Consider the following 22,298-nt stretch of genomic DNA (forward strand, 5'->3'; position numbering starts at 1 on the left):
GGCCGCAGCGCGCCCCGTGGCCAGCCCGCTGGCGACGACGGCGAAGGTGCCCGTCTACAGCGCTCAGGTCAAGCTCTACCCCAATCCGTCCGCTGACGGCCGCGTCACGGTCGAGCTGCCCGCCGCCTTCCAGGGCGAGGTCAGCTATACCTTGGTCTCGTCGCTGGGCACGACCCTGAGTGAGGGCCAGCGCACGGTTACGGCCGGAGGGCAGTCCTTGACCTTCGACTTTTCGCCGCAGCTGCCGGCGGAAGGCTTGTACTACCTACACCTGCGCGGGGCCAAAGGCCAGGCCCACGTCAAGCTATTACGCAAATAACCCGTCAGCGCCCAACTAGAAAGTAGGCCCTGCGGCGAAAAAGGGGACGCCATTTTGAACGCCTCGCCAGGAACAATTAGGTGCCTGTCCTGGTACGGGATGTTGTCAGAAAGCGAAAAGGGTCTGCTGCCTCGGGCGGCAGGCCCTTTTTCATGCCCCTACTTGCTTCCCGCAACCTGTTGTTTAACTTGAACATCAGGTAGTGCTGACCCTTGGGCACCTTCCAATTGGACAATCATGAAAGGTCCAGATCCTTGGTAAGCGACTAAAAAACGATGCCGTATGCATCCTAGCAGCTCTCTATTTAACATAAGCTTTACTTCTCGGACAGTTTGAAAATCCGCTTTTTAAGTTGCTTCGAAAGGATCAGCTAATTTCCGATGTTGACTGTTTAGGCTTTCTACTTCACGAGCCGTGCTAGTACCTCGGGCAGGGCGTCGCCGCGCAGGTTGACGGCGATGATTTTACCCGTGGGGTCTACCAGAAAATTCTGCGGAATGAACTTGATGAAATAAGAGGCCGCCGCTTGGCCCCCCCAGCCCTTCAGATCGGCCACTTGCGTCCAGGGGAGCTGATCATTCTGGATGGCTTTCACCCATTTCGCTCGGTCCCTCGCTTCGTCGAGCGACACGCCCAGCACATCGAAGTTCTTGTCTTTGTACTGGTTGTAGACTTTCGTCAGGTTCGGATTTTCCTCGCGACACGGGCGGCACCAGGAAGCCCAGAAGTCAACTAGCACGTACTTGCCGCGGTAGTCGGTGAGCGATACTTGCTGCCCGTCCGGGGTGGACTGGGTGAAGTTGGGGGCCATCATGCCAACCTTCAGCACTGGCTCGGCTGTGGGACCCCATGCAGCTTGCCCGATTCTGGTTCGAATCTGCTCAGCTAACGCATCATTGCGCAAAGGCGGGGATAACGTCGGGAGCAAGGCCGTCACCAGGGCAGCATGCGTGGAGTCCTTGCTCATCCGGTTGAGTTGATACAGGCTGATGATCGATGTCGGGTGCGCGCGTACGAAAGCCGAATCCAGGCGAGTGCCGGCGCGCAATGTCGCCGCGCGCCGTTCCCGTAGGCGCTGCTGGAATGCCAGCGACTGCTGCTGGGCCGGCGTAGCGGCCTCGAACTCGTTGTACAGTGCATCAAGTTGCTGCGTAATCGGTTCTTGGGCAGCGAGTAACGCCCGCCACACATCCGTGAGCGGGGTGCCGCCCACTCGAGCATTCTTGAGCGAATCGGGACTGGTGAAAACCAGCGTACCGGCTTCGAGGTAAAAGATTGCCTTGTAATCGGACATATCCTCGCTCTGCCGCTTCATTGAAAGAAACGCTTTATGGGGTTCATCCACAGTGCCCTTCAGTTGAAAGCGCCCTTTCTTGACCAGCGCAGAATCTAGCAAGCTGCCGGAGCGCAGATAAACGTAGGTCGGTTTACCGCGGTACGTATCTGAACCCAGTTTGCCAGCCAAAAAATAAGGAATAGGCGTTTGCGCAACGGCCAAGCCCGGTACCAACAGTAGGAAGATCAGGTAGTTCTTCATAGGGTAAAGAATGGAAATAAGGTAATCCTTCGCCCGCAGGGGTGCTCTTCAACAACGAGGGCCAACCCTCTGCCATTGTTACTGCGAAGGCATCCAGGCGTCGCAAGAGGAGCGAATACGACTGTCTTTCCCGTTGCACCTCCCAAAGTACTGTTTTACAGCTACCTATCTTAACCATTCGGCTAGTTGGATGCCTGACCCGAAGGGTTCCCCCTACTTACTGTTAAGACCCTTCGGTTGAGAACTATCGATCGCTGCTTTAGCGAGCGAATCATTATTGTGTTTAATATAGAAGCGAACTCTTAGGCAGATGTTATTAGATAAGGGAATTAGTCATTAACATAAGATTTGTTATAACCACTGTCTTGAAATCGTATTAATTTTAGCTCACAGAAAAAACTCCTAGTTATTATGGTACTTTACCGAGTAACCACCTCAATATAAGTGCTTGTGAACGCACCCCTTTATCCAGTGCTTTTATTCCGGAAACTGGTCCACTATGTGTTGAAAGTCGGGATGCTCGCCACCCTTAGTCTATTTTCTTGTTCCCCGCCAGACGACCAGTACCTTACGATGAGTCCTCAAACCCTGAGCACCCTGCAGGCTTTTCAAGCAAAAAACAAATTCTCTCCGGCGGCGTGGGAAGCACGAGGCTTAAACCCGTCCAGCAATGAGTTATCGGCCCACCTGAACAACTTGTTCAATGACTGCACCGCTCAGCTCATTACCCAGCTTCAACAAGGACGACTAAGCCGCAACTTCAGCAAACGCTGGTGACGGGGCTCAACACGTTTGCGAGCGAGGATTATGACACCGAAGAAAGAGAGTTCATCGTTGCTACCTTCTCTGAGTTGGCGCAGGTCATGGAAGTGGATCTAAAGGAGGAGTTAAATACGTGGCTTTATGGGAGAGTTATGTATACGTTGATGAAAGCATTCGAGCGCGAGGAACCCGAAAAGGCGGCTCCTACCCTGACGCAGGCCTGTACGAAGTGTCAGGCGATTCTGGAAACGGTTCTGCTTGACAAGCGGGAGGCTATTCCCAGCGCTTGCTTTGTGGTGGCGCAGTGTCAGGCGTGCACGGCATTAAATCTGATAGAAGTACCCAACGGGGTAGGGCGGATACACTTCGGAAACTATAATGCATTGCAACGCCTAGACCGCAAACAATACACGCCGGAGCAAGCGAAAGCCAAACTGGACCAGATCAGGAGTTCCAAGAAGTAAGCCACCGAGTACCGTAACGTTTAGTGAATGGTCTACTGTTAAATGCCAAAAGCAAAGTAAAATCTACAGGTGTGAATTAATCTAGCACTTTCAAGAAACCTGGGGCCGGGGAGGAGCACCTTACAGAGGAACACCCTCCTGACTCACGCAGTAGATGCTGGAACGAGACTTTCTCTTCTTCTTTGTTATGCCGATCGGGCTCTATGTGCTGGCGAGTCTGGTGCTATGCTATCGCCTATACCGACGCGCTTGTTGGACTAGTGGGCAAGCACTTCTACTAGGGCTCGCGTTGCTCGCCGGCTTTGGACTGTTGGTGGCCATTCTAGGGTTCTTCTTCCTGGCCTTTCACCCCATGGATCCACCTGGAACGTAGCCTTTTCGCAGGTCTCCGTTAGCAACGTCCCCCGTTCTTGTGCACGACGAGTGTGGTCTTTTAGACGAGCTTATTCGGCCAATTCCACTATCGAAACCGCCTCTAGGTCAGATAACAAGCACGACACTAAGTGGCCATACCCAATCAAGGAGAAGAGATACTTCCAGTGGGACGCCTTTTTTCCATACGCCAAGTTATAGTTGGCCTTTGCTTGCTGCATCAGCTTTCCGAAGTCAGGAGCCGGTACATACACCCCGTTGGCGACCGATATCACTTGCGACAAGTCTTGGATTACAATCCGGCACGTTCGGTAGAGATCCTCTTTTTTCGCTAAGCAGAAAGCATCAAAGGACAAGTGCTCCGTGGGCATCGCCAATTCGACTTTCTGCTCGGTTGTGCCTAAAGTGAGCTTCACGGTTAGGAAGCCGTTGGCATAGGCGTACGTTTCAAGAATTGAATCGCCACTGCTGTCAATTATATCTGCTAGAGATCTCATCAGTTCGTTAGCTAGTCCGAGAACCACGATTACGTTAGGTGGAATTACCGCGAAAGTAGCCCGCCCGCAACGGGCCGTGCTCTCTTTGCTGTCCCATCAGAGGGTCATCGGTATGTGCCAACAATCTGTTACTATTGCGCTTGACTGTTTCTACCTACATGCATCAATTCAGAAGATGGGACGTTTCGTAATCTACATAACTCGCCATTTGATAGGCATCGCCAAGGGACTTGCTATTAGTATGGGGTTCCCGAATCCGTAGCCAGGATTACAACTCCAGAGAAGCTACGTCGAGGTACCTGACGCCTAAGTCCGCTTTCTTCTGGTGCACAACGGGTTCTTGTTTATGCCTGCTCTGCCGCCCGTTGTGCTAGGCGCTGGACTTGTTTGTGGGTGAAGCGACAGCCACGACGGGTGCGAAAGCCCAACTCTTCCACCTCCTGCGCAATCTGGTTATACCCCTGTCCCTGCGCCCGCCGCGCCACAATCAACGCGGTGGCCTGGCGGTTACCCTCGTGGGTCCGGGCATTCTGCTGCCGGATCGTTAGGCCCTGCGCATGAGCTGTCGGCGTCAAGTTGGCCGGGGTCCCCAGCTGCTTGCCCTGCGTCTTAAGCACCTGCAAGGCCCGGCGGGTGCGCTCACTGATCATGTCGCGCTCCTGCTCGGCCAGCGCGGCGAAGATGTGCAGGGTGAACTTGTTGGCTTGCGGTTGATCGCACGCCACAAACTCCACGCCCGACTCCATCAGCGAAGCAATGAAGGCCACGTTGCGCGAAAGCCGATCCAGCTTGGCAATGACGAGCACGGCCCCCTGGCGCTGGGCCAGCTGCACGGCCGGCCGGAGCTGGGGGCGCGTGGCCTTCTTCCCACCCTCCACTTCGACGAATTCCCCGAGTATGGCTTCCTCTTTTACAAAGGCCTTTACCAGCTGCGGTTGCGCGGCTAGCCCGAGCCCGCTCTTGCCTTGCTGCAAGGTGCTGACACGGTAGTAGGCAACGTACGGCATATGAGAGGGGCAGTGGGGAAGGAAGGCTATCCTAAAGATAGTAGGGTTGGACATTTTCCAAACGACCCTGATAAAGTGACTATACTAGACCGGGCAGCACCGCCGCAGGGGTGTAAAGACCAACTTTTCTTGAATCATCGTTTTTGTGAGCCCACAGGATAGAAGGAAGTAGCTTTGCTTTGGTTATGGGCTTTGAGTATAAACTATCCTTTACGCCGCCAGTTGATTTTCCCACGGTGGAGCGACTGGTACTGTGCTTAAAAAATCCCCCAACTTGGGCATTGATGCGAGCCAACTATGACGGAGAAGCTCACTTTTTGCATTACGCTCATGCTGCTAGGGTGCCGCCTGTCTGGGAAGAAGACTTTTTGGTTGACCTATCGGACCAGCAGCTTTACCTGCTCCTACATGCAGCTACAGCAGAGCAGGAGCAAGCGGTACTGGCGTGGCTTCAATACTGCCTGCACACTTGCGGTCTATTAGGGGCAGAACTTCAAGAGGTGTGAACGTAACTCTACAGCTGTCAATACTCTCGTTTCGCTTCTTGGACCATTCTCCTGAATCACAATAACCTTGCTTGTATGCACCGATTTGACAAGGAACGGGTATCTGCAACCATCCAGTACGTTATGCACCTGTTGAGCAGTGGGGGCCTCGAGCAGGCGCTCCGGAGTGGTAAACCTAGTCGCTGTGCTGTCGGAGATCTCAACGCCGTTCTGGCCGAGCATGGGCAGCACATTACTTTACCGCCCAAAGGCCCCCAAACCTATTTGACGCTTGGGGAAGGAGAGCCGGCTGAACTCTATGCCGACATCCGGTTGTGCGTCGACGGAGCCCCGAGCGATTTGGTCCTGCGCTGCACCCTCTTTGCCGAACGCAACATGGGCCACTATACCTATCGGGTAGAGGAATTGCTCGCTCCTTAAGGCGAAACGGATACTATTAATCTCCTTTCGTCAAACGCCAGATAGGGGCTAGGACCTCGCCAACGTACAACAATTCAAGAGTAGGGGAAGCAGATGGTGGAATCACTATTTTTCCAAGAAGGTGGGTATAACACGCGTGGCGGTTGCAGAAGTCTGCTCTTGACATAGCTGACTACTGTATGCCATCTGCCAGCGGCACACAAGGCGCTTTACAGCGCTTTAGCGCTGACGAAGCATCTGCCAGCTGCCTCGCGCATGCGCGGGGCAGGAGTGCTGCAACAGCCACGATGTTGCACAGAAGGTAAAGGATCCTGGCCACCTAGCGCCTGACACGTTGTAAGGCTCGGCTAGAAGGAAAGCGGTACGCTGAACACGCGTACCTCTTTCGGTCACGAAGGAACAGCGCGTAGCAACTCCTATTCTACACTCAGCCGCTGGCTATGCCCCTCGCTTCGGACGAAGTATACGCCCGCCGCCAGACTCGGTGGTAGGGTCAAGTAGGCCACTCCGCCCGCAGTTGCCCTGGCCGTCGTGATGGGGCGGCCCAGCGCGTCGGATACGACCACGGCCGCCTTGGGTGCCAGACCCGTCACTTGCACTCTGCCCCGACCCGGATTGGGATAGAGGCTGAGGGCGGTGGTGCCGGTGGCGAGTCGCGTGGGCAGGGGCCCGCCGCCATTGAGGCGTACCGTCACCGACCTGTTGATCGGGTCCGTGGTGAGCAAGTCGAGGTCCCCGTCGCCATCTATGTCGCCCAGCGCTAACCCTAGGGCCGCCAGCCCGATACTTGGGCTCGAGCCGCCGCTGAAGGTGCCACTGCCGTTATTGAGGCGGATGTTTACACTCGTACTGCCAGCTCTGTTGACCACCACCAGATCCAGGTCGCCGTCCCCCTCCACGTCGCCCAGCAGCACGCCCGTGGGCTGGGTGGCGACTGGTACGCTCGAACCACCGGAGAACAGGCCACTTCCGTTGTTGAGCCGAATATGGATCAGGCCCTTACTGTAGTCCGTCACCGCCAGATCCAGATCACTGTCCCCATCCACGTCGCCCAGCGTCACGGCCGTGGGCTGGCTGCTCACGGCCAGGTCCGTGCCGCCGCTGAAGGTGCCGCTACCGTTATTGAGGCGGATGCTCACCGTGCCGAGGACCGCGCTGTTGGCCACCACTAGATCCAGATCGCCGTCGCCGTCCACGTCCCCCAGGACCACGCTTTCGGGATTACTACCCACGGGCAGAGTGGAACCATCCCTGAAGGTGCCGTTGCCATTGTTGAGCCGGATGTCTACCGAGTTATCACGATAGTTGGCTACCACCAGATCGAGGTCACCGTCGCCGTCGACATCGCCCAGCACCACATCCTCGGGCTGATAGAAGCCGGTGAGGGTAGTGCCGCCACTAAACTGGCCGCTCCCGTCGTTCAAGCGCACGCTCACCGTGCCGGTAAAGAGGAAGGGGGTGACCGTGAGTAGGTCCAGGTCCCCGTCCCCGTCTACGTCGCCCAGCCTCACCCGCCGAGGATCGCTCGTCACGCCGGGGTCAAAGCCCCCGCCGAAGGTACCGCGGCCATTGTTGAGGCGTACGTTCACGGTCGAGCCCCCCACGTTGCCGAGAATCACGTCGAGGTCGCCGTCGCCGTCGACATCGCCTAGCACGACGCTGGTGAGCTGGTTGCTGATGGGCAGGTCCGAGCCGCCGCTGAAGGTGCCGCTGCCGCCCGTGGTCGCCGCCGTAAACTGGTACACGTACGGGGTCGCCGCTGTGCCGCCCGTGCTTTGCACCGTGGACGGTATGGTCACGTGCACCGTTTCGCCGGGTCGGAAAGCGCTCGAGCCGGTAGGAGCGGTGGGCGCCAGGGTCACCGTGTTGCTGCTCACGCTAGTGGTGGCCGTGCGCTGCCCCCGGTATTGCGAGCTGAATAGCCGGATGGTGCCCGCCGTGGCCGGCGCAATGGCTTGGGAGAAAGGCACGACCACCGTCGTACTGCGGCTCGCCGCAGGGGCATTAGCGGCCGGCGCTAAGCTAGCCCGCATCACCGTCGGTTGCGCGAGGCTCATGATGGGCAGCACCAGCAGGCCCATGAGGAGCGCGCCGCGGGTCCTCCTACCCCGAAAGAAGGGCGTCATTGACAAGAAGAAAAAGGTGGGAACGAAGCAAGGGAGCAAGTCACTAGGACGAATGTAGCATACTTTCACGTTGGGACAGTATACTAAGAAGAGCCATAAACGAAGCACGTTCCGCCAGCTGGGCCAGCAGACGATCGAACAGCCCACCTTCCCGTTTCGGCGCGTGCGCTTACCGGTAGAAAACGGCTCGGCGCCGAGTCGGCCCCTAGCCGATGCAGGCTCGTTTTGCGCCCCAACGTCCCGCTGGCTGCCACTTGCTGGTCAGGTAGGCGTGCGCCTAGTCGTTTACGCCGACTGTTGAGTACTCGAAAAGGGCTTGTAGGAAGAGAGGCATGTTGCGGCCTGCCTGCCTTTTACAACAGCCCTAGTAGTAGAAATTCCGCCTCGGAAAAACACTCCTTCCTCCTCTCTGTTGAGGTATAAGAGGAGTTATAGCGCAGCGTTTGCTTTCGGCAGGAGATTAGGCATAGGTTGCTGGAGCGAGGTTCCCCTACTCTCAAAGAAAGTCGTGCTAGTCACCCAGCAGTAGTTTGCGCAAAAATGATAGGAACTACTACATCGGCTGTCGTCTTCCTGTTGCTGACAAGCCTGCTCGGGAGCTGCACCTATTCGCAGCAAAAGCTCCCGACTCAGGATACCTTGTTTTCTGGGTATCTATATCCCCATGAACGGCTTATACTCCGGCATGAGCAGTCTATCCTGGTAGATACAACAGTAAACTCACCTGCCAACCGGTTAACCCACGTCCAGTTTCGATTTGCATTCCATAGGAAGTACAGGCATTTACGCTTAACACTACGCTCTACCCAAGGCCAAGGGGTTGATACCACACTACAAGTTGTGGCGAGCGATTTTTATGTTGCCGGGACCATACCGGAGTACAAGGATTCCCGCCGCGCGAAGAGGAGTCCGCTCTTTGGCCTTGTGCCAAGGGATTCCTCCGCTCGCCTCTTTCGGGTAGTGTATGATTCGACCCTCGTGAAATACTAGGGTTTGCTTTCGCACATTCAAGGATCTAAATGCTGACTGGTCGGTTTAAAGCAGGAGCGACCACTCCTGTGTTTATTGTACCGGAAAGCTGAAGAAAGCAGGAACACGAGGCGCTTGGTAGCACAAGCTAGAACAGGCCAACGAAATGCATGACACCCCCGCGCCTCAATTGGCACCTTACAGTGGAGCGTTTGTCCTATGTTCGCCTACCTGCCGTATTTGCGGCGACTGAGCAGGAAAAGAGGAGAGTAAGATTCAAGCGTTTGTGAGTCGTCGAGCTCGTATTTTATGAGAATCCCTCCTCTTTTCTAGCGCCACTTTGGACCGTTCCATAAGGCCATTGAGCTTGTATTAGGATAAAAAAGACGCGCTAGAAGTCCTGCTTACCTACTCTTCCCTTCACTTCTTTCTCCTCGCTCGCTATGGATTCGCCACTTCCTCTTCCCGTCGTGGGTATTGACGTCAGCAAAGCCTCGCTGGCGGTATGCTATCAGGCCAACCAACAGGTCAAGCACTTGGAAGTCAGCAATAGCAAAGCTGGTTTTCAGCAACTCGTCAAGGCCTGTGGGGTGCAGTGTCTGTTTGTGATGGAAGCCACCGGCGCTTATAATCTGGCGGTAGCGTATTATTTACACGAGCAGGGAGGCCAGGTTGCGGTGCTCAATCCACTCGTTATCAAGCGCTTTATTCAGATGCACCTAGGTAAAGGCAAGAGTGACCGCAAGGATGCCCAGTGGCTGTTGCGCTATGGCCAGCAACAACCAGTCAAAATCTGGCAACCCGACGAGCAAGTACTAGTGGAGTGCCGGCAGTTGGAGCAGGTCAATGAACAGTTAATCAAGCAGAAAACCATGGCGAGTAATGCCTTGGCGGCCCTGCTGCAGCAACCCGTGGTTAGCCAACTGGCACGCGAACGCCTGCAGCATACCTTGCACGTCCTCACCGACCAGGTACAAGCGGTCGAAGCCGAATTACTGGCTTTACTCGAACAGCGCTTCCAAGCCGAGATGGCGCTGTTGTGCTCCATCCCGGGGATTGGACGCAAGACCGCGGGCACACTTTTGTTGTTTGCCGGTAGCTTCCATCGCTTCGAGAACTACCGACAGCTGATTGCCCTCGCCGGTCTCTCCCCACGCGAGCATAGCTCCGGCACGAGTGTGCGGGGTAAGGTACGCATCACCAAGATGGGTGGTGGGTTAATCCGCGGCAAGCTGTTCATGTGCAGCTTCGCGGCCAAGAAGAGGAATAGGGCCTGCCAAGCGCTCTATGAGCGGCTCGTGGCGAAAGGCAAGAATGGCAAAGTGGCCCTGATTGCCGTCTGCAACAAATTACTCAAGCAAGCCTTTGCTATTGTCAAGTCGGGCCAGCCTTATCAAGCCGATTTTACCTCAAAACTTTCCCTCAACCCTTGACTTTCAACACCGTTCATAAAATGCCAATTGAGAAAAGAGGTTCTTTCATACGGCGTATCGGGCTGACTGCGAGCGGGGGCACGAGCAGCATCTGTTCGAGTTGTGTTACTGGCCACGCATCCGTTCTTCCTCGCGCATGCGCACCTGTCGTAGTAGCTCGGCCTTCGTTTTAGGGTTCTCCGGCACATAGCCAAGCCACCCCTGCGTGATGGCCTGACCCTGGAGCCGGAACAAGCCCACGCTTTGCATCAGCCCGACGCCGCCGCTGTAGTACGAGACCAGAACCACGTCCGGGCTCACCCCTAAGTAGACGAGCTGGTGTCGGGGTAAACCGGGCTCGAGAACGACATCCGTTACTTGAAAGCGGGCCCCGACGTCGGCCAGCACAAACGAGGAGTCGGCACCGCCTTCTTGCGTCTGCAAGTAGGCCGCGACCCTGGGCGGCAGTGCTCGGGCCGAGGAGTAGGAGACGAGCGGGCGCTCTTGGGCGAGGCGCAGCAGCGTATCCAACGGGCTCGGGGCTCGGGGAGCGGCCAGAACAGAATCCGGGTGCGCTACGGGTAGACGCGCCGACGTTCCCACGCCTATCTGCTTGGGGGCGTCATGGCAGCTGGCCAGCAGCACGGAGAAGAGTAGCCCGGGTGTACGAAGCATTGCATAGCAGAAAACGGTAGGGAAGAGGGAGCGCCAGGGCACTGCCCTTCGTAGCCCTACGACAACGAGGACGGGTTAAGCTACCGTAACGCTTATTGGGCGACCGTTCAACTAACGTTACAAGCCATTTTATGTGCTGAGAAGGGCATTCACAAGATGTAAAATGGCCCACTTTTCATTCAAATCACTGTTTTTTTGAACTACTTAGAAGTCTAGTGTACTGCTAGCGTTCCCAGATTTAAGATTGGACCGCTTAGCGTAAGCTATAGTTTACGAACAGGGGCGTTCCTTGTATGTGCGTCGGCTGGGCCCGTTCCCCGCTGGCGGACGCACACACTAGGGCGAGCCCTACTTCCAGCCGGTAGCGGTCGGCCGCGAGTTTGGTCAGGCGGGTCGAGTACGTTATGGACGGGCCCGGCAGCTGGAGCATGTTCGGAACCTGCACCACGAGGCGAAGCGTGCCATGCGCTGACAACGTTACCTGAGCTTGCTGATAGAACTGATAAGCGTCCACGGGCTGCTGATTTACCCACGCTCCTCCCAAGGGCAAGCACTGGGCCGTGTAGTCGGCTTGATAGTTTCGCCCGCCTACACCGCAAATAATGGCCTGTTGCGTGAAGGGCGGCTCGTACACCTGCCGCCCGCGCGGGTCGTATAATCGAAGATACGTGTAGTAGAGGGGGTTGGCAACGGTAACCGCCAAAGGCCCAGTGTTGTGCAGCATCAGAGTCAGGACGAGTCCGCGGTCGGCAAGCTGCTGTACCGAATCCACCTGTAGGGTGGCCTTCACCGGCGTAGCGGGGCCCGACCAGGGGTGCAAGACGATGGTCTGAGACCCCTGGCCCCAGGCGCGGACAATGGGGCCGATCCCCGCCAGCCAACACCCAAACAAAGCTGCGACGAGGAAACGGATCATGAGTGAAATTACCCTTTTTACCCGTCTTCCGGTGACACTAAAAGTTTTCTATATAATTGGTGACCATTTGGTTCTATTGCGCGGAGCAAGTTTAGAAAATCCGTTTACAGTCAACAGTTACGAAGTAGCCTGCCGGGGGGAGGTTCTGACCTGCAAGAACTAGCGCCTAGTTCCCCGTCAAAGTACTAAGTCGGGTGCAGTAGCCAGTCGAGCCAAAAATCAGCCTTTTTCCGAGGTCAGTCTGATAACAAAGGTAGCTGTTGCAGAACTCCCAACAAGGGATTGAATGGTTAGCAACAGCGAGTAAAGTAGACTAAAAACCTCTTTAGCGCTACTATTCTCAGCACTTCAGGGGCCAAACACACCTTTACCACAATACGGATTGAGTTCTGCAACAGCCACGACCGTTTGTAAAATGACAATTGGCTCGTAACGCGTGTGCAGGGCCTTTCAAGAAACGTTATAAGATCCAACATACAGGAGCTGTTTTAAACCTAGTTCGTTTTTAAAATCTGTGGCCAATGCTCCTGGATGAAGCGAATTGCCATTTTGGTGCGGGGTACACTATCCAACGTGACATAGGCAGATAAGACCTCATTCATCGCTTCCAGCGTGGAAGGGGCGTGTAAGTAGGGGGGATGCTCCCGTAGCCAGAGGGGGCGGTTCTGCGTTGCGGCCGTCGTGCTACAGTTAACTAAGGCATCCAGGGCCATCAAGCTTAACGGGCGTCCCATTTTTAACCAGCGCTGCACTCGTTCCCACGTGATCCCCAGCGCCGCGCAGGTGACGCCATAGCCCCCCGGCACGGTGGTAATGGCCCGGCAGTGCGCTTCGATCCAGTCCAACGGCCCGTTCCCCGCCAGGTAACACAAACAAGTCACGTGTTCAGCTAGCGCTTTTTCGTTGAGGGTGCTCAGCGCGGCCAGGAGTACGGCTTCTGCTTCGGCGGCGGGAAAGCAACGGGATAAGGCATAGGCAAAGTCGAGCACCTGCAGCGGTTCCTCTACTGAACTTAGTTGATACTTGACCCAGGCATACGCGTGGCCTTGCAGTACTTCGGCCGCAACCTCTAAGCACCTCGGTAGTAAGAAGGGATTGCGCGCGAGCTTGTCATCCAGCACGTGCAACACCTCTTGGGGAGCAAAGCCCACTAAATAAGGCGTCACCGCTGCGGGATACCACCATTTGACGATCGTATAGTCCACGAGGCGTTCTACGTGGCCGCGCAGACTCTCTAGGGTGGGAAAGGTGAGGGCTGGTTCTAGGTCAACTGGCTCCTCGGCCGCATCCGCGACACCGTCATCACTGTAAAAGTCATCGCAAAGCTCGTATTCGTGGCCGTGGAGCGCAACTAAATTGAAGTACTCTAACGGCCGCAGCGCGCGATGCAACAGCCGCTGGTAGCAGGGCTGGCACAAGCAGTAGGGGATAACCGACCCGTTGCGTTTTTCTTGAATAACACTAGCGCGGAGGCGACAAGCTTCACAGAGAATCATAGCGACAAAATACTACTACTAGTGTAATAGCAGCATGATATCCATAGTTTTACTTTTCTCAGACTAGTCCGAGAACAACTCTTATGTCAATCAACTTTTCTAAGAGTGGGAGCAAAGCAGCTATGGCTATATACTCTTGCTATAATCTAACTTTTGTAAGCCAATTGAATCACTCGCTTACAAGTCTTTCCTATTACCCAGGGTGTAACCAAGCCTGACAGACCGCAACAGATAACGAATATTAACCGATAAGGCCGCTCAAAATGACCATAAAACGCGCCGAACCACAAGAGCGTTGCCAGGGTGTAGAGTAGGCTCGCGCCTGCTACAAGCGTACCAGGACGATACGTAGTTCTGATTTGGAAAGCCAGGGATAAGGCAATGGCGAGCAGGCAAAAGGTAAAAAAACACATCGCAATTGACATTGCCCACGCGGAGGGAGTGTAGTAGTTGCCTCGCAGTCGTTGTAAGGATTCGCCCACAAAGACGCATGTATAATAGCCGAAGACAGAAGCCGTAACACGCCATCCAACTCCCCATGTGTCTTTTAGTAATTGTTTCATTTGAATAGAGATAATAAAAGCTTGTCCGAGAAGTCGTTTTAATGTCAACCACCCTTGAGTAATCGGATGTTCGTCTATCCCAAGAGTCTGTCCCTGTAGTTGGTATCAATCACTATCACTTATGGCCCGCGCCCGGCGGGCGAGACGGTTTGGTGGGACAGAGCACTTCGCGCACGCCGACCAAGGACACCAGTAAGAGCGTCAAAATGTGCAGGATCATGCTCTCGCTGTATGGACGGAACAACTCAAATAGGGCGTGCACATTGCCGAGCACTAGCCAAGCCACGAGCAGCACAAGCAGATTGTACCCAATCCGGTTCGCGGTCAGCAAATCCGCATAGCCCTTTCGCTGCTTCAAGCAAGCCAAGTTGACGAGTCGCGTTATCAGCAGGACAACGGCGAGGATATAGCCCCAGTTTTGGTAGAGTTCAGGCAGGTGCTCATGAGAGCGATAATAGAGGTAGATATAAGGTTGATAAAGTAGAATAAAGACGACAACGGGCAGAATGGCCGTCAGGAAACTTTTCATGCGAGCAGGCGCCCTATAGTAATGGATGAAAAGAGAGATAGCGGATTTTAAGGCCACAATGCTGACGCTTTCACCCGGCCGAGCTTAGGTAAGCTAAAGTAGATAAAAGTGCAAAATAAGGCCTAGCTTCCCAAGCTACCAAAACTTAAGAGAAGCTGCTTGACATACTACGGCAGTGCCCCCCTCGAGCTCACCCTAGCAAGCGCTCAGAGTACGTTCGGTAAACACCTACTTTAACGCCGCAACTGTTTCGTTTCCTCGGTTACTTCACAGGGCAAGAAGAAAGGCAAGTAAACGAAAGAGCCGCGGGGCCATCCCCTTACGGGGCGGCTGGGGCCGCAGGGCTTGCCGTGCCCCCTGCTTCGCCGCTTGCAGGGAGGGGTAGTAGACGGAGTAGATTTCGTACTCGTTGCGCCGGGCGGCGGTGTTGCGGCTGTACTGCTGCGTGGCCAACGCGCCCAGCACGTTTTCGGCTTGCACCACGCTCACCTCCCGTATACCGGCCCGAAAAGCGCGCAGGTTCCAGTCCGTAACCAGCCAGTCCTGCACCTACTTCGGGATGGGGCTCATGTGGCGCACGTCCCCGATCCAGCCCCAGGGCCTAGCCGGGGTACTGTACTGGACGTAATAGGCCAGCCCGGTTTCCATCGCGTGCATGAATTGCGTTTTATTGGCAAAGCCGTGGAACTGCACAATCACGCACGGTACGCGGGCATCAACCAGCACCGAGCCGTAGGGTTCCTCCAGGATCACTGCGTCTGTCATGAGCACTTACGATTTCGCCGGCGAACTAGTGGCCGCTGAAGCAGCAGCCCGCGCGTGCTGGCGGAGCCAAAGTTGAGCTTCCTCCATAGTGGCGAACACTTTCGCCTGGAAAGCCGTCAGTTGCGCGTAAAAGGCACTGGCTGACTCCTCGGCAAAGGAATCGGGCGTGGTAATCAGGGCAAAGTACTGCAACCCCGCTGCCGCGGCCTGGGGAGCCCACACGTTGATGACCCACTCGAGCGAGTGGTCCCAGGGGCCGCGCACCTGCCGCGTATCGTTGAGCACGCAGGCGTAGCCGGAGGCAGCTAGGGCCTGCGTATAGGCCGCGGCGCCCGCCTGGATGCTTTCCTTGGTCAGGTAGCCCTGCCAGGTGACGGCCACCCACCGGTTGGCGTGGTCGGTGTCGATGGTGAGGTAAACGCGGTTGGTAGGACTCTTCAGTTCTTGCATAAGCATACAAAGATCATAAAAATCGAGTTGGCAACCGGCAAGTTTCGACCCTACCCTATTGCTACTGCCCCCCTTTGAACCACGCTCGGCTGTTCCAACCTAGGGGTAGCAGAGTATTCTATCCTTAAAATCAGGAGTAAGCCACACACAGGCTTAAGACGAGGAGTCCACTCAGGAGTAGCAGACCGATAGTCCTGCCGGTGTTTACTTCACTTTGCTCGTTCGACCTGCTCAATGCCTTAACGAGTATACAGAGTGAAAGGCAACTCTTCCTTAATGAATAGCAAACCTTGCCCAACGGCCTGCGTTGAACATTTCAACCGCCAATTTTTGGAAGTTAGGGCTTCATAGCTGGTTTTCAAAAATGACGCGTAGAATACAGCCTGTAGTGTAAAAGCCATTTTCTCTAGGAGAATTGACTTCTGTTTCTGGCTTGCGCACACCGCTGCAATGGCAGAGTTTATCAAAAACCTTTCAACACCTGAAACGATGAGGAGACTACCCGTCTATTTATTACTGGACACATCTGGTTCCATGACCGGCGAGCCCATTGAAGCAGTTAAAAATGGGGTTCAGGTTATGATCAGTTCCTTGCGGCAGAATCCGCAGGCGATTGAGACGGCCTTCATCAGCATCATCACCTTTGATAGCGAGGCGAAACAAGTGGTGCCCTTAACCGACTTGGCTTCGTTTCAGATGGTGGACATCAAAGCTACCGGCACTACCAGCCTGGGCGAGGCGCTGAAGTTGGTTTCTACCTGCATCGACAATGAGGTAACGAAAACCACAGCCGAGCAAAAAGGCGACTGGAAACCCCTAGTGTTCATCATGACGGATGGGATTCCTACCGATGATTGGCAGATTGGCTTGGAAGAATTTAGAAAACGAAAAACCGCCTTTACCGTGGCCTGCGCCGCGGGTAGCGCCGCCGATTCGGCGCTGCTGAAGCAGATCACGGAAAATGTCGTCAGCCTGGATACTGCCGACAGCCAGAGCATTGCCAAGTTCTTCACTTGGGTGAGTGCTTCCATTGGCGTTTCCTCTACCAAGGTGGAGGATGGCGGCCAAGAAGTGACCGGTATAGGCGAATTACCCCCGCCTCCTGCAGAATTGAATATCGTTACCTAAGCGAGTAGCACCGCATCAGGCAAGGAAGAGGCTGGAAGATATCTTCCCTTAGCCTCTTCCTTTTCCTTGTTTTCTGCAGTAGTAGGCTCAGCAACCAATGCCAATTAGGTAGCGAAAGCTTACCAGGTAGCCGGAGCGGCAACCGGGTTGGCTAAGGGGTAGCCCACCGAACATGAGTTTTAAACAGGTAGCACATAAGCGGGAATGGCCGAAGCAAAACAACTGGTGACTGATCTTTTCAAAAGCTATGGCATTATCATTCCAGCGCACCGGATGCAGTTGTTCGACCGCTTTTTACTGGAAGAACACAACCTTGCCATTCTCCACCAACTCAGAAAAAACCAGGAACAGCTTATGGCGAATTGGAAAATCGAAGACAGAATAGCTGAGATCGTGCAGCAGCCCATTCGTATTCCCAACGCTACCGTGGGCAAACCCTACACGGCTCCGTTTGACTTCGAGCAATACGGTTGGAACGACCTTATCGCCTTTCGAATAGAAGGACTAGAAGCCCTCGGGCTGGCCTACAGCGCCGAAAACAACCAGCTTACCGGGGTTCCCACCCAAAGCGGCGACCTCAAGTTTTTGGTTTACTTCAAAGTGGAAGGACAACCGGAGGAAGCTCCCTTCCACCAAAAAGACATTCCACTCATCATCAACCCAGACCCCAAAGGCCTCTGGAAAAACCTGGAAAGCGACAAGAACGATCCTTACTGGAAGGAAGACGAAGTCACCTTGTTCTCGCCACTAGGCGACCGGCACCTGCTGGTTTCTTCTAAACGCGGGCGCTCCCACGCCAATGTGGGGTCGTTTCGGGAAGATGACTTTGCCTATAAGGAGCTGCCCAATGGCTGGAACGTCGTGGTGGTGTCGGATGGGGCCGGGAGTGCGAAACTATCCCGAAAAGGATCGGCGCTGGCCTGTGCGGGCGTGGTCAACTATTTTCTGGACCCCGCCTCGGTAGAGAGCATGATTGAGTTTGACAACTTGCTCCAACAGCACGCCAGCCAAACCGGGGACGACACCCAGAAAAACCTAAACCGTTTCGTCTACAACAACCTAGGCAAAGCGGCTTTTCAGGTGCACAAACAACTGGAAAGCTTCGCCAAGGCGCAGGAGGTCACGCTGAAAGATTTGAGCAGTACGCTCATCTTCACTTTGTTCAAGAAGTACGATGTGGGGTACGCCTTGCTTTCCTTTGGCGTCGGCGATTGTCCTATTGCCGTGCTCAGCAAAGACGTGACCGAAGTGACGCTCATGAACTGGATTGACGTGGGCGAATTCGGGGGTGGTACCCGGTTTATCACCATGCCCGAGATCTTCCAGAATGAAAAGTTCGCTACCCGTTTCGGGTTTAAGCTGATCGACGACTTCTCGTACCTGATCATGATGTCGGATGGCATCTATGACCCTAAGTTCGTGGTGGAGGCGAACCTGCCTAACATTGCCAAGTGGCAGGAGTTTCTGGCTGATTTACAGGGGCAGAACGAGGATAAGGCCACGGTAGAACTAAGCACCACCAACCCCGACATTGAGGCGCAACTCTCTCGCTGGATGGATTTCTGGAGTTCCGGCAACCACGACGACCGAACGTTGGCCATCGTCTTCTAGCTCTTGCCTACCAAGTAACTGGCAACCGAATCTGAACCAGGGTACTTACAATTTATAGAATTGAACCTGTGAGCCAAAGCAGTAGCCCCACCTTCTCCAGTAACCTCGGTCAACCCGCGAAGTCGGTACCGTCCATCATCACGCCCGGTAAAATGTACCCGTACGTAGATAATGGCGAGCCCATGCGGGGTGGCATGAAAGACGTGTATTTCGGACCCGATAAATCGTACGTAATTGCTTTTTACCGCGACAAGCAGGATTACAATTCCCGGGAACGGCTCAAGAAACTGGTGACGCAGTATTACGATAGCTTCTTCAATCGGGAAGGCGGCGAATACTACAAAGAGCTGTACTGCTGGCCGACCGACATGGTGGAAACCGCCGACGGAAAAGTGGGGTTGGTGGTGCCGACCTATAACAAGAACTTCTTTTTCAAGCAAGGCTACGCCACCAGCGAGGGCATCAAAGGCAAAGAGAAACAAGGCTTGTGGTTTGCTTCGGCCAAGTTCCGGCATCCTCAGTTCGCTTTGCGGCTGGATGACAGCGAGTTAGGCAACTGGCTCAGTTATTTCCAGATCTGCGTGAAAATTGCCCGGGGAGTGAAGCGCCTGCACGCCGCCGGTCTGGCCCATTCCGATTTATCCTATAAAAACGTCTTAATTGATCCGGTCAGTAAATCAGCTACCATCATTGACATTGATGGGCTGGTCGTACCTGGTTTGTACCCCCCCGATGTCATCGGCACCGCCGATTTTATTGCGCCGGAGGTCCTGGCCACCAAACACCTGGAACTGCGCGACCCTACCCGCAAGCACGCCAACCGCACCACCGACCTGCATGCCCTGCCGGTCATGATTTACTTGTACCTGCTCTACCGGCACCCGCTGAAAGGAGGCAAGGTCAACTCCCTGGATACGGAACAAGACGATTTGCTGTCGATGGGGGAGAAGGCCTTGTTCATTGAGCACCCGACTGACCACTCCAACCGGCCTAAAATGGATCAGGTGTCGAAGTGGACGCTGCCGTGGGCGGATGTAACGAAGTTACCCTACACCATCACCGGCCCCTACCTGAAGGCGTTATTTGATCAGGCCTTTGTAACGGGCCTGCACGACCCCAACCAGCGGCCTAACGCCGACCAATGGGAACAGGCTCTGCTCAAGACCACCGATCTGATGCAGCCCTGTAGCAACCCCAAATGCCAGCAGAAGTGGTTTGTGTTCGATAATACCACCTCGCCCAAGTGTCCGTTTTGCGGCACGCCGGTACACGGCACGCTGCCTGTGCTGGACCTATACTTCGAGTTCAAGCCCACCGTCTGGCGCCCCGAGAATCACCGCCTCATGGTTTACCACAACCAATACCTGTTCCAGTGGCACGTGAACCGGCACGTGGTCAGAAATGAAAAACTGACCGACGAGCAAAAGACCCCGGTGGGGTATTTCACCTTCCACCATAATAAGTGGGTATTGGTCAACCAGAAACTCACTTCGTTGAAAGACCTCACCGAAGACAAAGAGATACCCGTGAATACCATGGTAGACCTCACCGACGGCAAGAAACTCTTGCTGTCCAAGGAAGAAGGCGGCCGGGTGGTGGTGATTACCATGGCCAATAAGTAGCGCCGCTACGGTTTCCAGCAACAAGAAAGAACCGAGAAGTTGAGAGGGAAAATAACCTTACAACGCACTAACACTTACCAAGATGAAAATCAAGCCACTAGGGATTATTGTCGTTCTGTTGATCATTGGGGTGCTAGGCTATTTCGCCCTCAAACCTCGTTTAACCGGGGGCACTGCCGACACCGCTACGTCCTCTACCACCTCGCCTAGCATACCCGGTAGCAACCAGACGCCGGACAATACAGGGGAGGTACCGGCTGCTTCAACTCCCTCCACTACTCCCCCTGCGGCCGGCACGACCGAAGAAACCCGGGCATTTAGCTACACGCCCGAAAAACCGGAGAATGGCACGCTACGGGGGGTAGTAGAAGTAGGAGCCACGGGCTTCAACTCCTTCGTCATCAACATGGACCGTCAGAAACGCTGGGAGATTGTCTCCAAGGATTTCGGCGAATCATTGGCCTACGAAGGCCTAGCTACCACCGATGATATCCGAGCCGGTCTCAAGAAATACCTGTCGGCCATGTTCGACAAAGGCGTGGCGAACAGAAACATGCACTTCGTGATTTCCTCGGGCGCTCAGAAAGCCCCCAAAACCGCCATCATCAGCAACGAATTGAAAAAGATGGGGTACGTGGTGAACAATGTAACCGCCGAGCAGGAAGGCAAATTCGGCTTCAGTGCCACCGTTCCCCCCGCCTTCGCCGATAATTCTTTCCTGGTAGACATCGGCTCCGGTAATACCAAAATCTCCTGGCAGGAGAATGGCCGCCTGCAATCCATCGAGTTGCCCGGCGCCAAGTACTACGAAAAAGGAACCGCCGATGAGCAGGTGTACAACCAAGTGAAAACGTTGGCCGCTAAAGTGCCGCAGGACAAGCGGAATGTAGGCTTCATTCTGGGTGGGGTGCCCTTCACCCTAGCCAAGCAACACCGCCAAGGAGAAGAACGATATACCGTACTGAAGGCCCCTGAGGCGTACAAGGCAGCGGACAAGAAAATGGCCTCGGGCTTGACTATCTACAAAGGCTTGGCCGAGGCAACCGGCACCGACACCTTTGTGTTTGACTGGGACGCCAACTTTACCATCGGGTTCCTGCTGAGCCTCAACCAATAAGTTCTCTTCCTATGAGTTTCTTAAAGCAGTTGTTGACTCCGTTTGTGGAGTTTGAAGACGATGCCAAGCAAGGAACGGCCAAACCGAATCCACCGATTACCGCGCCGGCTGCGGCGCCGGCTACGCCTTCCTTCCTGCCCCCGCCACTACCTGCTGTCCCCGAGAATGCCCAGCATCCGTTGATCAACGGCCCCGCCGCGCCCGTCACTATTCCCGACCATGTTCCCACCTATTCGGCCGGCGGCACCATCACGGAACCGTTGCCCGAACACCAGCAGTACTTTGAGCGGTTGATTGACGAAGCCAATGCCCGCAACCCCTTGTTCCAGGGAGTTGATTTCAAAGAGTTCGTGGACAGCAAAATCGACATAGACGACATTCAGGACGAAGCCCTCAAGTACCAGACCGCTTACAACGCGTTAAAAAGCACCGGCCTCACCCAAGAAAAGCTTGTCTCCACCGGTCAGGAATACCTAAACCTGATTGGCCGGGATTTGAATGCCTTTCAAAGCGCCCACGCGCAGCAGTACCAGAAAGAGGTGCGGCCCAAGGAAGAACTGCTCCAGAAAAAAGCGCAGGAACTGCAAACCCTTACCCAACGCTTAACCACCCTAAAAGCTGAGATCAACCAGATATCCCAGGAGATTACCCTCACAAGAGATAAAATGAACACCACTAAAAACTCCTTTTTACTGGCGGGCGAAAACAAGCAAAAGGAGATTCAAACGGAACTACAGAAAATAACGCAACATTTTTAAAAATTTTAATTATTAATCCCCCGATAAGCAGGGGCCAGACCGACCTATAAGGCGAGCATAATCTGCATTTTTCAGCCTACCCAGTATAATTTAATGACCTATTGTGTGCTTTTTGCTTCCGAACCGTTGCATGAGCAGACCATGCACCTTGACGAAGCACGAGAAGCCATTACGGTAACGGGTAACAAGATCAGTAACTCCTTCTTACTGGGCAAGGTGGCCTATTGCTAAGGCCCCGCTGTTGGCACCCGATACCTGTGCGCACGACATACAAGAT

General features: G+C 54.7%; 21 protein-coding genes. 10 read left to right on the forward strand and 11 right to left on the reverse strand.

The window, feature by feature from the left end:
* Nucleotides 1-46 precede the first annotated feature (46 nt).
* Nucleotides 47-319: a T9SS type A sorting domain-containing protein gene (locus P1X16_RS30000; RefSeq protein ID WP_277236458.1), complete on the forward strand. Its 273-nt coding sequence runs from the start codon at nt 47-49 to the stop codon at nt 317-319.
* Between the two features lie 400 nt (nt 320-719).
* On the opposite strand, the gene P1X16_RS30005 is transcribed toward P1X16_RS30000, so the two are convergent.
* Complete coding sequence (locus tag P1X16_RS30005) at nt 720-1,856, reverse strand: TlpA disulfide reductase family protein (RefSeq protein WP_277236459.1); 1,137 nt, start codon at nt 1,854-1,856, stop codon at nt 720-722.
* 773 nt (nt 1,857-2,629) lie between these two features.
* On the opposite strand from P1X16_RS30005, the gene P1X16_RS30010 reads away from it, so the two are divergent.
* A complete protein-coding gene (locus P1X16_RS30010) occupies nt 2,630-3,082 on the forward strand; it encodes a hypothetical protein (RefSeq protein ID WP_346771276.1) in 453 nt (150 codons plus the stop codon).
* 443 nt (nt 3,083-3,525) lie between these two features.
* Here the strand turns inward: P1X16_RS30010 and P1X16_RS30015 are convergent, their stop codons facing one another.
* Both P1X16_RS30015 and P1X16_RS30020 read right to left on the reverse strand, forming a co-directional pair.
* Nucleotides 3,526-3,951 (reverse strand): hypothetical protein, encoded by a 426-nt coding sequence (locus tag P1X16_RS30015; RefSeq protein WP_277236460.1) that lies wholly within the window; start codon nt 3,949-3,951, stop codon nt 3,526-3,528.
* A 344-nt stretch (nt 3,952-4,295) separates the two neighbouring features.
* Nucleotides 4,296-4,958, reverse strand: coding sequence for a recombinase family protein (locus tag P1X16_RS30020; protein ID WP_277236461.1), 663 nt, complete (start codon nt 4,956-4,958; stop codon nt 4,296-4,298).
* A gap of 581 nt (nt 4,959-5,539) precedes the next feature.
* On the opposite strand from P1X16_RS30020, the gene P1X16_RS30025 reads away from it, so the two are divergent.
* Nucleotides 5,540-5,884, forward strand: coding sequence for a hypothetical protein (locus P1X16_RS30025; RefSeq protein ID WP_277236462.1), 345 nt, complete (start codon nt 5,540-5,542; stop codon nt 5,882-5,884).
* 416 nt (nt 5,885-6,300) lie between these two features.
* Here P1X16_RS30025 and P1X16_RS30030 read toward each other — a convergent pair whose 3' ends face one another.
* Nucleotides 6,301-8,010 (reverse strand): FG-GAP-like repeat-containing protein, encoded by a 1,710-nt coding sequence (locus P1X16_RS30030; protein WP_277236463.1) that lies wholly within the window; start codon nt 8,008-8,010, stop codon nt 6,301-6,303.
* Between the two features lie 70 nt (nt 8,011-8,080).
* Between P1X16_RS30030 and P1X16_RS30035 the strand changes: the two genes are divergently transcribed.
* Nucleotides 8,081-8,311 carry a hypothetical protein gene (locus P1X16_RS30035; protein WP_277236464.1) on the forward strand — a complete coding sequence of 77 codons (231 nt, stop codon included), beginning with the start codon at nt 8,081-8,083 and terminating at the stop codon, nt 8,309-8,311.
* A 1,111-nt stretch (nt 8,312-9,422) separates the two neighbouring features.
* Nucleotides 9,423-10,412 carry an IS110 family transposase gene (locus P1X16_RS30040; RefSeq protein ID WP_277236465.1) on the forward strand — a complete coding sequence of 330 codons (990 nt, stop codon included), beginning with the start codon at nt 9,423-9,425 and terminating at the stop codon, nt 10,410-10,412.
* A 105-nt stretch (nt 10,413-10,517) separates the two neighbouring features.
* Here the strand turns inward: P1X16_RS30040 and P1X16_RS30045 are convergent, their stop codons facing one another.
* From P1X16_RS30045 to P1X16_RS30075, 7 genes are all read right to left on the reverse strand, one after another.
* A complete protein-coding gene (locus tag P1X16_RS30045; RefSeq protein ID WP_277236466.1) occupies nt 10,518-11,066 on the reverse strand; it encodes a hypothetical protein in 549 nt (182 codons plus the stop codon).
* Between the two features lie 253 nt (nt 11,067-11,319).
* Nucleotides 11,320-11,982, reverse strand: a complete 663-nt coding sequence (locus tag P1X16_RS30050) for a hypothetical protein (RefSeq protein ID WP_277236467.1) — start codon at nt 11,980-11,982, stop codon at nt 11,320-11,322.
* Nucleotides 11,983-12,476: 494 nt separating this feature from the next.
* Entirely contained in the window at nt 12,477-13,373 is an 897-nt protein-coding gene (locus P1X16_RS30055; protein ID WP_277236468.1) for a hypothetical protein, read from the reverse strand.
* Between the two features lie 783 nt (nt 13,374-14,156).
* Entirely contained in the window at nt 14,157-14,570 is a 414-nt protein-coding gene (locus P1X16_RS30060; RefSeq protein ID WP_277236469.1) for a hypothetical protein, read from the reverse strand.
* Between the two features lie 267 nt (nt 14,571-14,837).
* Nucleotides 14,838-15,119, reverse strand: coding sequence for a hypothetical protein (locus tag P1X16_RS30065; protein ID WP_277236470.1), 282 nt, complete (start codon nt 15,117-15,119; stop codon nt 14,838-14,840).
* On the reverse strand, nt 15,120-15,335 hold the full coding sequence (locus P1X16_RS30070; protein WP_277236471.1) for a hypothetical protein: 216 nt from the start codon (nt 15,333-15,335) through the stop codon (nt 15,120-15,122).
* Nucleotides 15,336-15,341: 6 nt separating this feature from the next.
* Complete coding sequence (locus P1X16_RS30075) at nt 15,342-15,785, reverse strand: STAS/SEC14 domain-containing protein (RefSeq protein ID WP_277236472.1); 444 nt, start codon at nt 15,783-15,785, stop codon at nt 15,342-15,344.
* 489 nt (nt 15,786-16,274) lie between these two features.
* On the opposite strand from P1X16_RS30075, the gene P1X16_RS30080 reads away from it, so the two are divergent.
* The 5 genes from P1X16_RS30080 to P1X16_RS30100 all read left to right on the forward strand — a co-directional run bounded on the left by P1X16_RS30080 (nt 16,275) and on the right by P1X16_RS30100 (nt 22,021).
* Entirely contained in the window at nt 16,275-16,913 is a 639-nt protein-coding gene (locus P1X16_RS30080; protein ID WP_188816400.1) for a VWA domain-containing protein, read from the forward strand.
* 225 nt (nt 16,914-17,138) lie between these two features.
* Nucleotides 17,139-18,524: a PP2C family serine/threonine-protein phosphatase gene (locus P1X16_RS30085; protein WP_277236473.1), complete on the forward strand. Its 1,386-nt coding sequence runs from the start codon at nt 17,139-17,141 to the stop codon at nt 18,522-18,524.
* 68 nt (nt 18,525-18,592) lie between these two features.
* A complete protein-coding gene (locus tag P1X16_RS30090; protein WP_277236474.1) occupies nt 18,593-20,146 on the forward strand; it encodes a hypothetical protein in 1,554 nt (517 codons plus the stop codon).
* Between the two features lie 82 nt (nt 20,147-20,228).
* Nucleotides 20,229-21,263: a hypothetical protein gene (locus P1X16_RS30095; protein WP_277236475.1), complete on the forward strand. Its 1,035-nt coding sequence runs from the start codon at nt 20,229-20,231 to the stop codon at nt 21,261-21,263.
* A gap of 11 nt (nt 21,264-21,274) precedes the next feature.
* Nucleotides 21,275-22,021 (forward strand): hypothetical protein, encoded by a 747-nt coding sequence (locus P1X16_RS30100; protein ID WP_277236476.1) that lies wholly within the window; start codon nt 21,275-21,277, stop codon nt 22,019-22,021.
* The last annotated feature ends 277 nt before the right edge of the window (nt 22,022-22,298 follow it).

It is taken from the genome of Hymenobacter sp. YC55 (genome assembly GCF_029433095.1).
Lineage (GTDB): Bacteria > Bacteroidota > Bacteroidia > Cytophagales > Hymenobacteraceae > Hymenobacter.

Coding starts and splice junctions, on each gene's coding strand:
- P1X16_RS30045 (WP_277236466.1), bottom strand. CDS start 11,066: ATGCTTCGTACACCCGGGCTACTCTTCTCCGTGCTGCTGGCCAGCTGC.
- P1X16_RS30025 (WP_277236462.1), top strand. CDS start 5,540: ATGCACCGATTTGACAAGGAACGGGTATCTGCAACCATCCAGTACGTT.
- P1X16_RS30095 (WP_277236475.1), top strand. CDS start 20,229: ATGAAAATCAAGCCACTAGGGATTATTGTCGTTCTGTTGATCATTGGG.
- P1X16_RS30015 (WP_277236460.1), bottom strand. CDS start 3,951: ATGAGATCTCTAGCAGATATAATTGACAGCAGTGGCGATTCAATTCTT.
- P1X16_RS30070 (WP_277236471.1), bottom strand. CDS start 15,335: ATGACAGACGCAGTGATCCTGGAGGAACCCTACGGCTCGGTGCTGGTT.
- P1X16_RS30080 (WP_188816400.1), top strand. CDS start 16,275: ATGAGGAGACTACCCGTCTATTTATTACTGGACACATCTGGTTCCATG.
- P1X16_RS30050 (WP_277236467.1), bottom strand. CDS start 11,982: ATGATCCGTTTCCTCGTCGCAGCTTTGTTTGGGTGTTGGCTGGCGGGG.
- P1X16_RS30100 (WP_277236476.1), top strand. CDS start 21,275: ATGAGTTTCTTAAAGCAGTTGTTGACTCCGTTTGTGGAGTTTGAAGAC.
- P1X16_RS30020 (WP_277236461.1), bottom strand. CDS start 4,958: ATGCCGTACGTTGCCTACTACCGTGTCAGCACCTTGCAGCAAGGCAAG.
- P1X16_RS30040 (WP_277236465.1), top strand. CDS start 9,423: ATGGATTCGCCACTTCCTCTTCCCGTCGTGGGTATTGACGTCAGCAAA.
- P1X16_RS30075 (WP_277236472.1), bottom strand. CDS start 15,785: ATGCAAGAACTGAAGAGTCCTACCAACCGCGTTTACCTCACCATCGAC.
- P1X16_RS30030 (WP_277236463.1), bottom strand. CDS start 8,010: ATGACGCCCTTCTTTCGGGGTAGGAGGACCCGCGGCGCGCTCCTCATG.
- P1X16_RS30060 (WP_277236469.1), bottom strand. CDS start 14,570: ATGAAAAGTTTCCTGACGGCCATTCTGCCCGTTGTCGTCTTTATTCTA.
- P1X16_RS30005 (WP_277236459.1), bottom strand. CDS start 1,856: ATGAAGAACTACCTGATCTTCCTACTGTTGGTACCGGGCTTGGCCGTT.